Annotated in this window: 11 protein-coding genes; 3 read left to right on the top strand and 8 right to left on the bottom strand. The window is 43.7% G+C overall.

Annotated features, from left to right (window positions below; genetic code table 11):
• Nucleotides 1–384: 384 nt before the first annotated feature.
• Complete coding sequence (rocF, locus tag DC345_RS30130; RefSeq protein ID WP_258530926.1) at nucleotides 385–1,353, bottom strand: arginase; 969 nt, start codon at nucleotides 1,351–1,353, stop codon at nucleotides 385–387.
• A 54-nt stretch (nucleotides 1,354–1,407) separates the two neighbouring features.
• Complete coding sequence (locus DC345_RS30125) at nucleotides 1,408–2,601, bottom strand: ornithine--oxo-acid transaminase (protein ID WP_113056272.1); 1,194 nt, start codon at nucleotides 2,599–2,601, stop codon at nucleotides 1,408–1,410.
• Between the two features lie 564 nt (nucleotides 2,602–3,165).
• Here DC345_RS30125 and DC345_RS30120 point away from each other — a divergent pair.
• Nucleotides 3,166–3,810 (top strand): GntR family transcriptional regulator, encoded by a 645-nt coding sequence (locus DC345_RS30120; protein ID WP_113056270.1) that lies wholly within the window; start codon nucleotides 3,166–3,168, stop codon nucleotides 3,808–3,810.
• Between the two features lie 178 nt (nucleotides 3,811–3,988).
• On the opposite strand, the gene DC345_RS30115 is transcribed toward DC345_RS30120, so the two are convergent.
• Nucleotides 3,989–4,729 (bottom strand): class I SAM-dependent methyltransferase, encoded by a 741-nt coding sequence (locus tag DC345_RS30115; RefSeq protein WP_063568135.1) that lies wholly within the window; start codon nucleotides 4,727–4,729, stop codon nucleotides 3,989–3,991.
• A gap of 163 nt (nucleotides 4,730–4,892) precedes the next feature.
• On the opposite strand from DC345_RS30115, the gene DC345_RS30110 reads away from it, so the two are divergent.
• Nucleotides 4,893–5,249, top strand: coding sequence for a hypothetical protein (locus tag DC345_RS30110; RefSeq protein ID WP_090905386.1), 357 nt, complete (start codon nucleotides 4,893–4,895; stop codon nucleotides 5,247–5,249).
• Between the two features lie 268 nt (nucleotides 5,250–5,517).
• Here DC345_RS30110 and DC345_RS30105 read toward each other — a convergent pair whose 3' ends face one another.
• From DC345_RS30105 to DC345_RS30090, 4 genes are all read right to left on the bottom strand, one after another.
• Entirely contained in the window at nucleotides 5,518–5,745 is a 228-nt protein-coding gene (locus tag DC345_RS30105) for a cold-shock protein (protein ID WP_024633773.1), read from the bottom strand.
• A 189-nt stretch (nucleotides 5,746–5,934) separates the two neighbouring features.
• Nucleotides 5,935–6,135 (bottom strand): cold-shock protein, encoded by a 201-nt coding sequence (locus tag DC345_RS30100; protein ID WP_024633772.1) that lies wholly within the window; start codon nucleotides 6,133–6,135, stop codon nucleotides 5,935–5,937.
• A 388-nt stretch (nucleotides 6,136–6,523) separates the two neighbouring features.
• Nucleotides 6,524–6,760, bottom strand: a complete 237-nt coding sequence (locus tag DC345_RS30095; RefSeq protein ID WP_113056269.1) for a DUF6953 family protein — start codon at nucleotides 6,758–6,760, stop codon at nucleotides 6,524–6,526.
• A gap of 139 nt (nucleotides 6,761–6,899) precedes the next feature.
• Entirely contained in the window at nucleotides 6,900–7,685 is a 786-nt protein-coding gene (locus DC345_RS30090; RefSeq protein ID WP_113056268.1) for a CPBP family intramembrane glutamic endopeptidase, read from the bottom strand.
• A gap of 299 nt (nucleotides 7,686–7,984) precedes the next feature.
• Between DC345_RS30090 and DC345_RS30085 the strand changes: the two genes are divergently transcribed.
• The gene (locus DC345_RS30085; RefSeq protein ID WP_113056267.1) at nucleotides 7,985–8,656 is read left to right on the top strand and encodes a phosphatase PAP2 family protein; all 672 of its coding nucleotides are present in this window, start codon (nucleotides 7,985–7,987) and stop codon (nucleotides 8,654–8,656) included.
• A gap of 144 nt (nucleotides 8,657–8,800) precedes the next feature.
• On the opposite strand, the gene DC345_RS30080 is transcribed toward DC345_RS30085, so the two are convergent.
• Entirely contained in the window at nucleotides 8,801–9,580 is a 780-nt protein-coding gene (locus DC345_RS30080) for an AraC family transcriptional regulator (RefSeq protein WP_113056266.1), read from the bottom strand.
• Nucleotides 9,581–9,690: the final 110 nt, after the last annotated feature.

Raw genomic sequence — 9,690 nt, 5'->3', positions numbered from 1 at the left:
AATTAGAATATACCATGTACAGTTTTGGAATGCAAGCTTTATTTTCAAAAAACTTTAGAACCACATTCTCCATCAGATAATCTCAATCTCTTTCTTCTATAGTAGAGCCCTCGTAATTATACCCATCACTTCTAAAGGAACCATGAGGCAACACATAACCAAACATTCTTACTCTATAAGACCCACTTCACACCCCATCCATTCAAGAGCAAGAGCTGCATCCAACAACTATAGCCAGGGAAGTCACACATACCTATCTTCACTCAGTCGAAGATCGTATTGGTGAGTCTGACCCCGGCTCTTATATAACCTCACATTATATGATTTAACCTTACCTTCTATATAAGCGTGAATTCATCCACCCAAGAAATAATTATACAATCGTTATAAGATCCGTTTACCCAGCAATGAAGCAATCAGCTCCACTCCAAGGCGGGCCGTATGCCTGTTCTGATCAAACAGCGGGTTAACCTCCACCAAATCCATGGATGTGACTCGGTTGGTGGAAGCGAGCAGCTCCAGTGCGAAATGAGCTTCACGATAATTCAATCCCCCTGGTACCGGCGTACCCACACCCGGAGCCTCACGTGGATCAAGACAATCCATATCAAAACTAACATGAATACCATCTGTTCCTTCTCCGACTACAGCCAACGCCTCCTCAACAACCCGTTGTATACCCATCCGGTCAATATCATGCATTGTAAAGCTTTTGATGCCAAGTGCTCGGATCTGTTCCTTCTCGTATACATCCAAATCACGTAAGCCAATATAGACCAGATTGGAGGGTTTAACGAACGGCCCCGCGCCTGGAATATGAGATAAGTTAAATTCAGAATGCCCCAAAGCGGCAGCAACACTCATCCCATGCATATTTCCAGACAGACTACGCTCTTCCGTGTTCAAATCCGCATGAGCATCAAACCAGATCACACCCAGATTGGAATAATGCGCAGACAACCCAGCAAGAGAACCTATGGCTACACTGTGATCCCCACCTAGAACAAGTGGAAAAGCACCTCCCGCTATCGCGCCAGACACATCACTGCACACTCGCTCACTCACCTGTGTAACCTCGGATAAATATTTCACACGGTTGCGTTCAATTGGAACAACAGACTCTGAGGGACAATCTATACGGATCTCTTTTGATACAATCAATCCAAGGCTTGCAATTTCACGTTTCAATCCTGCTGTAATGAGTTCATCCGGACCTAGCTCAGCGCCACCTCGGGCACCGCCTAATCCAAAAGGAACCTTAATGATGGCAACGTCATGATGACGCAATTGCAATTGGCTCGTTTCATTAGAAGCACTCAGCGTCCCTGCAGATTCCATATCATTGTTTCCCATGTAGTTCAGCCCCTTCGCTGTTTATATGAAGTAATTAAAGAATGAAAGGTTTATTCAGTCACCCAGCACCTGAGCAATTCGTTCCAGCGCCCAGTCGATCTCAGCCTCCGTAATGGTCAGTGGCGGCGCAAAACGGATCGTTGTATCATGGGTTTCTTTACAGAGCAGTCCAACAGACATTAATTTCTCACAATATGGACGTGCAAGTACATGCAGATCAACACCGATGAACAATCCTCTACCTCGAATCTCACGCACAGCGGAACTGCGAATTCCCTGAAGCTGTTTCATAAAATAATTCCCCAGACGCTCCGAGCGCTCTGCAAGCTTCTCATCTTCCAGAACTTCCAGTGCCGCAACAGCCACAGCACAAGCGAGTGGGTTCCCCCCGAAAGTAGAGCCATGAGAACCTGGCTCAAACAGATCCAGTATTTCTGCATTTGCAGCAATAGCTGATATGGGCATCACTCCCCCACCCAGCGCTTTACCCATAATCCAGATATCAGGCTCAGCCCCCTCCCAGTCAGAGGCAAAACGACGTCCCGTTCGTCCGAATCCAGTTTGAATCTCATCTGCCACAGTCAACACCCGGTGCTGTTTGCACAGCGCAAAAGCTTCAGCAAGATATCCCTTAGGTGGGATGACAATACCAGCCTCCCCTTGAATGGGTTCTACAAGAAAAGCAGCCGTGTTCGGTGTAATCGCAAGCTTAAGCGCTTCTATGTCACCATAAGGAATGATTTTGAATCCAGGTGTAAAAGGTCCGAAATCTTTTTTGTACTCTTCTGAAGATGAGAAAGAGGTGACCGTCAGTGTTCTTCCATGAAAATTTCCGGAGCATACGATGATTTCAGCTTGATTTTCCGGTACACCCTTGCAGCGATATGCCCATCTCCGTACTGCTTTCACGGCCGTTTCAACCGCTTCAGCCCCTGTGTTCATAGCCAGTATTTTGGATTTTCCTGTAAATTGCGAGAGTTTCTGATAGAAAAGTGATGCCGCACTGCTGTGAAATGCCCGTGATGTTAATGTTACCCGATCTGCCTGATCTTTTAGCGCCTGAATGATTACTGGATGTCTGTGCCCATGATTTAGTGCCGAATATGCACTTAACATATCCATATAACGGCGACCTTCCGGATCTTCGACCCATACTCCATCCGCCTGCTCAATAACGATCGGGAGCGGATGATAATTAGGTGCAGCATAACGTTCCGACCAATCCATTAACAATTTCGAATCTGACATATACTCCCAGCACCTCTCTTTGATTATATTGTATACAAAATACAATATCAATGTATGCTTCGCCACGACCATTTACGACTCCTGCTCACTTTTTCCGCTATCACCTAATTCCATTTATTCGTAGAGTCCGTGTTCCCTCCTTGAACGGTTCTAGCCGTATAGATAATCTCAGCAATCCCAATCATGGAAACAAACGAGAAACCTTTAATGATAATAATGAATTCATTTCATTGCCGATAGCTGGAAGCATGTAACGATATTCCTACAGCGCTATAATATATTGGTATACAATATACACCGGACAATATATGGACTTTAATGTAAGTAACGCTAACAAAAATTATTTGCATAGCAATAAATCCAACACATTTATGCGCTAAAGTCCCCTAAAACGTAATTTATTCAACCCTAAACCAACATATCTTTAGATCATTAAGATTGCTTGCCCAACTCCCCCCTCGGTGTTAAGATGATAAAAACTTGAAACTCCCGAACGGCGCACCACTACAGGGCTTACACCCTCACACATTCAATCATCACTATATACAGAAGGGGGGATTCGGTATGGAGGCACCCAAATACCGGTCCTTGAAAGATCACGTTTACGATTATATCGCGCAGAAAATCCAGGACGGGACATTGCTCCCCAATCAGAAGATTAATGAAGCGGAGATTTGCAAAAAGCTGGACATCAGCCGCACACCTACTCGGGAAGCCTTATTTCAACTCACTTCCGACAATCTCCTGCAATATATCCCACGGAGGGGATTTATCGTCGCTCCTTTTGACGCTGGCAAAAAACTCGAGTTCTCGCAGGCCATTGGTGCGCTTGAGGCACTCGCCGCTACACTCGCAGCGGACCAACTCAAACCGTCTGAACTTTTGGAGATGGAGGCCATTGTTGCACGAATGGATGAAGATATCACCCAGCTCGATCTGGCCGCTTACAGCAAGAATCAATATCAATTTCATAACCTGTACATCCAGCGCTGCGGCAACGCCACTGTCATCGAGATGTTAAACACGTTAAAAAACAGCTTTATTCGTCAGTCGTATGTCAGTGACAACAAACCCAAGCTATCTAGTGTTCTTAATGAAGTAAATGAGGAACATCGCCAAATCGTAAGCGCTTTTCGAGCCAAAGATAAACCGCAACTGGAAGCTCTGCTGAAGCATCACTGGCGCATTATCGACAACGATATGTTGTAATGTTTTCAGCCAAACTCAGGTGTGAACTATTTTCATCACTCACTGGCTTGGATATAGAGTCCAAGAACAAAGAAGAAGCAATCCACTTTAAAGTGGGTTGCTTTTTTAGATGCCAGATTTGGCATCAGCCTAGTTTTTTCACATCGTTATTGGACCACCCTCTCGCCATCAAGCGATCCTACTCTTTCTGTTTATTATCGCTATCCATTGATGACTTTGCTTCAAAAACAGCATAACCCAGTCTTTTCCCGTATCTCGCAAGCAAACGGTCATTGGTGCGACCCATGCGCTGCACCTGCTCATCCTCAAACAAGCTCATATCCATCTCCCGATGGGGATCATGATCCACACCCCATTTGCCCATGGAACGAGATTGTTCCTTGACTAGAACTTCAGTAAATCCACATTGTCTGAGACGTTTTTTCCATGTAGTCATGGTTGCCAGTGTCCTTATTCCATAAAATTGTTTCAGCCTTCGGCTCATCACCTCTGTTTTCCTTCCGGATAACACCATCTCCCGATCTATGAAGAGACCACCCGGCTTCAATACTCTCTTATATTCCGTAAGGGTACTTCGCCACTGGGTGAAGATAGTGACAGACTCTACAAACACCACATCAAAATAATGATCCGGAAAAGGCAATGATTTCACATCTGCCTGAATAAAACGAATATCCAGGCGCTCCCGTCTTGCGCGTCGCACCGCTTTCTCCAACATCTGTCGATTAAGATCAACCGCAGTTACCCGATAACCGTTTCGAGCCAGATAACAAGCCGTCCTTCCTGTACCGCATCCAACCTCAAGCACCTTACTATGCGCAGGCAGAGACAGCGTATCCAACAGTTGCATCGTTGCTGTAAACCCTCCCGGATGGGCACTCCCTTCTCCAAGCCGGGCCAGTAAATCATGATAATCCATGAGATCCCTCCCTTTTACTCCCTTCAGTGTATGGAGTAAATATAAAAACGGCTCCTCCCCATCTAATTTCCGGGTACTCGTCCATACCAATCAGTCTTCTTTTTACTATGATATACAAACCGTTGAATTCAAGCGGCAACCGCACCTATTGAGGAGGATTTGCATGTACAGAATTAATCCGGTATGTGAAGAAACGGTTTCTCCGCACGTTGGACGTTCCGTTTGTCTCGTTATGAACGACGGTAAGCATATGTATGGTACGCTTGGCCAATGTCGTGATGGTAAAATTTATTTGAACGGATGTTTCGAAGGACCACGGCTGTGTTCAGTCAAATCCAAACAGCAACTTGTAAAAAGCAGCAAGAAGAATACTGTTGCAACAAAGAAAGTTAAATCTTCGGCCTACGGTCCATATGGAGGATACGGCGGGGGTTACGGGCGTTACGGCTATGGAGCTGGAGCAGGGATAGAACTGGCTCTGGTAGCAACCCTGTTTCTGCTTCCGTTCCTGTTCATCTAAAATTTCTAAACAATCAAAAAAACCTTCTCGCTTCATGCGAGAAGGTTTTTTTCATTTATCGTTACTTCAAACCCAAGATTCAAGCAAACAAATTGCTATAAATTAAATATATTTCCACTTAAATATTCAACATAATTGGGAAAAAGTTATAAGAAAAGGCATTCGCCAAAACGAATGCCGGGAACTTCATATTTAATACCCTTACCTTTATACAAGATGTCAGGTTCAACTTAAAAAAAAACACCTCGTTAGAGGCGGGTAAGCTATGTTAAATCCGATTTCCTTTAGGCATCGTTTTAAGATTACTATTCGAATTTTCAAGCAATGGCAGCATCCTGGTCGTGCTAACCATCTCAGAAGCACATATCGGACAAGTAGGCACGCTATCAAACGCAAAATTGTCCCGCATCCATCCTTTGCACGTATCACTCGTACATTCCCAGATTGCCGCATCAGCTTGTGGAATCTCTTCCAACGGTTTTTTGCGATTATACATGACTTCTACCCCCTTTGTTATGGAAAAACATCTAATCCGACGTTATTTCACAGAAGCCACTACTTAGCGGAAGTTTTGTCCCGTCCGGACTTCTGTCTCGACAACTATTGGGCCAACTTTCATTATAACTGCTCAAAAAAAAGAAGCTGCCTTTACCATTATAACATGTTAAAGGCAGCTATGCTTTAATTACAGTTTTACAACTTCTTCTGCTTGAGGACCACGGTTTCCTTGTACAATTTTAAATTGCACGCGTTGACCTTCGTCCAGCGTTTTGAAGCCTTCGCCTGTAATAGCGCTGAAGTGTACGAATACATCTTCTCCGCCTTCAACTTCGATGAAACCGAAGCCTTTATCAGCGTTGAACCATTTTACTGTTCCGTTTTGCATGTGAATTACACCTCCAAATAAAGATTAACATGTTCCTTTGTTCTTTGCAGCAAGCAAATAAAAATTCACACATTGAAAAAGGTACCAGTCATAACCTATAAGTGATCGCCCTTTACAATATGTGAATTAGGTTTTCCACTCTCTACAACTTGTTTTTATTATAACTCCGTTTCCACCAAAAAGCAAATCTTTGTATTTTCTTTTCAAACAGCTTTGGAAATACATGTTATTCACACGCACTGGAACAGGGTTTGTCGCTTTCCTACCGCTCATTGCGGTCTTATGAAAGGATATGCAGATCCGAACCAACTTATACATTTTCTATAAAATATTTTGACATGCATATCCAATACACCCATAAAAGCTCCATCAATCACATAATAACACCCTACGTCCATGCCCACATAAAAGCATCACGATCCCATGCTATCTGCCCACGGTGTAGCTTGCGGAAGGCTTTCTTCACATCTTTTGATAACGAAGTATTTCCATTCTCATTCACGAATACAAATTCTTCTCCAAAATTGGCCTTTACATATTCAATTGCAGCTTCCTGATGAAGCGTACCGGTGAATTTAATCTCCTGTACCATCCATTCTGCCACTGCCTGTGCTGTTTTTTCCACAATATCACCTATTTATATATCCATTGTACGGATGAACGGCCCCACTTATGTAACAAGCCTGTCATACCGCCAGACTGAAGTATACCACGATCCCAAGGCTGGCGGTAAACAGAGTTATGTAGCGTCCGATCAAGACGGTTTAATGAATCACTGAACTCCCCGGTGTACTACTCTCTAAAGAAGATGATTTTGTTCGAACGCTAAACGTCAGCCATACGCAATAAGCAACCAACACAACCAATATAAAGATATCGTATGAAAGTGTCCCGGTATCTTGCCGGTCGTTCCCAAGAAATTGAATCAAATTATGTATGAAATGAAACAGGATCAGCGGCACGATATTTCCGTTTTTCAACATTAACAGCGCAAGTGCCGCTCCAAGCAGCAATGCATAGATCAGTTGCAGAATGGTATCTGCCATACTCTGACCGGATAATGCATTCATGATATGAGTAATAGAAAATAAAACACTGGAAGTGACAACTGCCGCAACCGCACTCTTACGAAGCAAAGTTCTGAAGATCAGTCCACGATAAATGGTTTCCTCCACAAAGGCGACAAGCAAGGTGAAAAAGATAAAAAAGGCGACCTTGGACAAGGTTAGCTCTGTAAATCCTTTCAGTGCAAGAGTACCCAGTACAAGGAGTAGCGGAATATAATACTTTGCATGACTTGCCGGGATGGTTTTTAAGGAGCGAAATCCGGTCTCTCTCCATTTGCGTCGCAGGGTTAGATAAATAATGAGCACGAGGGCAATTGGAATAAATGACATCAATACTGGTGATGTGTAGTCCAGTTGCTTCACGGTCGCAACCGCACCTGCCGCGAAAACTGCCAGCAAAAGGAGCAGTTCAATAATGACTACCGTCAGCACGGGCCTGCGCGCGGAAAAGGATTGGTTTTGCTTGGATTGCACGGTTTTCATAGATTATATCAGCCTCATTTCGTTTTTAATGGTTGTCATATGAACTTTTATGACAATTTAGTTGTATCATATCTTATGAATATTCGGGTACCCTTTTCTGGATAAAACTATAAAAGTAACAAAAAAGAGAATTCCTCTTACAGCTTTTACCTTACAATCAGGTATGGCTCAAGTGCTAAAATGTCTATTATATTAGTAAAAGAACGAATTGGTGCAGGGGTACGACACTTCTGCAACGTCTTATATATGGAGAGTTTAGATGAAAGCTGTGAAATGAAGAACGAAATCAGGGGGATACTATGAAAGCATTATTTCTGCGCTGGGGACATTTGCTGGCAATCTTATGTATACCGCTTCAAGGTTCCATTTATGTTTTGTTAGGTAGCAACACGGGAAGTGATGTCTTCTACAATTATGCCTGGATTGATACACAGATTCCTTTTATCAAAGAATTTATATATCCTTATGTCAGTTGGATGCCGATTCTGTATCTTGGATTTCTCTATCTGGGTCTAACGAACAAATCGCTATTCTGGCGTATGATAATTACCTATAATGTAGGAGTAATCGCTGCCAATATCGTATTTGCGGTCTTTCCTACTTACGTGCCGCGGCCGGAAGCTATCGGAACAGGCCTAAGCAGTGCGCTCGTGCAATTTATCTATACCAATGATGCTCCATTCAACTGTTTTCCAAGTATCCATTGTCTCACAAGTTATCTGCTCTTCATCATCATCAATCGCCACCTTAACTTCAAACCACTGGCGCGAATCTCATTGTCCATATGGCTGTGGCTGATTATTGCTTCGACGGTGTTTGTGAAGCAGCATTCGCTTCTCGATGTAGCTGGCGGCATTCTGTTCGCGGAAGCAGCATATTGGGCTGTGCATGTAGTTGCGGTTCGAGTTGGTCTGGCAAGCAAAAAAACAAAACAGCCAATCACGGCTACAAATACAAGCAGCAACGCTTAGTATATGATTTATATTGCAAAGGCAGGAGTAATTCGACTGTCATGAGACCAAAAAAGAGGGCCGAGGCCCTCTTTTTTTTGCGCAATTTATATTGATGTTTAAATGTAAGAACTTTTCAAAACGCAACCATGAGGACCTTATCCTTCATACAATAGGTGGACGTTCATGGAGCAAATCAGATGGAGGGCTCCCCATTAAACGCTTGAATATCCGGTAGAAATATGACAGATCACGGTAACCGAGGAATTCTGCAATTTCCTGAATGGAGAGCTGTGACTCGGTAAGCAAATACACCGCCCTTTTCATCCGCTGATCATGCACATATTGGCTGATCGTCTGATTCGTCATGCTTTTAAATAACGCGGCAGCGTAATTCGGGGTTTTACCGATCTCGTCCCCTAGCTCTTCTTTTGTAACTTTCTCCCGGTAATGCCGCTCAATGTATCGCTTCATCCGCTCCGCATGGACATGTCTCTCCGGTGGAATAACTCCTCGATCCAATTCCCTGTTTATATAAATAAGCACTTCCATCAATAAGGCTTGGCTCATCATGACATAATAAGACGGACGTTCCTGCCATTGTTGTTGGATGGCTTTCATGCGTTCATGAATCAGTTCATAACATCCGGGCTTATGTCGCAAGGCCTCAGTCCGTTCCAGCGCGGGCAAACCTTGTGCATGATCCCCCTGTAATTGAACAACAATTTGCGTGTGAGTTACGGTAGGAATACTTTTGCCGTAGTACGGAATACCAGCGGGAATCAGCAGCAGCTCTCCTTTCTCCATGATCTGCTTCTCTCCGTTCACCCAATATACACATTTTCCATAAGTAACCAAGCTTAACCGCCAAGTGGCCTGTGACTGCACCGCTTCTTCGTACCAACCGACACCATTGATGTGTCGTACTTCTAATGGAGTGACCATAACACACCTCATTATTGGACTATATTCTAATCATTGTACTATAGTTCATACCCTGATTCGACAGAAAACGCTACAATACACATATAAGCAAACATATGAGGAGGAAAATA

The sequence above is a fragment of the Paenibacillus taichungensis genome (assembly GCF_003287275.1).
In the GTDB taxonomy this organism is placed as follows: Bacteria; Bacillota; Bacilli; order Paenibacillales; family Paenibacillaceae; genus Paenibacillus; species Paenibacillus taichungensis_A.
Note: the sequence above shows the minus strand (reverse complement) of the source record. Positions and strands in the feature narration are given on the sequence as shown.

Excerpts from the sequence above, each read along its gene's own strand:
- rocF (WP_258530926.1), bottom strand. The coding sequence starts at position 1,353 with ATGGGAAACAATGATATGGAATCTGCAGGGACGCTGAGTGCTTCTAAT.
- DC345_RS30125 (WP_113056272.1), bottom strand. The coding sequence starts at position 2,601 with ATGTCAGATTCGAAATTGTTAATGGATTGGTCGGAACGTTATGCTGCA.
- DC345_RS30120 (WP_113056270.1), top strand. The coding sequence starts at position 3,166 with ATGGAGGCACCCAAATACCGGTCCTTGAAAGATCACGTTTACGATTAT.
- DC345_RS30115 (WP_063568135.1), bottom strand. The coding sequence starts at position 4,729 with ATGGATTATCATGATTTACTGGCCCGGCTTGGAGAAGGGAGTGCCCAT.
- DC345_RS30110 (WP_090905386.1), top strand. The coding sequence starts at position 4,893 with ATGTACAGAATTAATCCGGTATGTGAAGAAACGGTTTCTCCGCACGTT.
- DC345_RS30105 (WP_024633773.1), bottom strand. The coding sequence starts at position 5,745 with ATGTATAATCGCAAAAAACCGTTGGAAGAGATTCCACAAGCTGATGCG.
- DC345_RS30100 (WP_024633772.1), bottom strand. The coding sequence starts at position 6,135 with ATGCAAAACGGAACAGTAAAATGGTTCAACGCTGATAAAGGCTTCGGT.
- DC345_RS30090 (WP_113056268.1), bottom strand. The coding sequence starts at position 7,685 with ATGAAAACCGTGCAATCCAAGCAAAACCAATCCTTTTCCGCGCGCAGG.
- DC345_RS30085 (WP_113056267.1), top strand. The coding sequence starts at position 7,985 with ATGAAAGCATTATTTCTGCGCTGGGGACATTTGCTGGCAATCTTATGT.
- DC345_RS30080 (WP_113056266.1), bottom strand. The coding sequence starts at position 9,580 with ATGGTCACTCCATTAGAAGTACGACACATCAATGGTGTCGGTTGGTAC.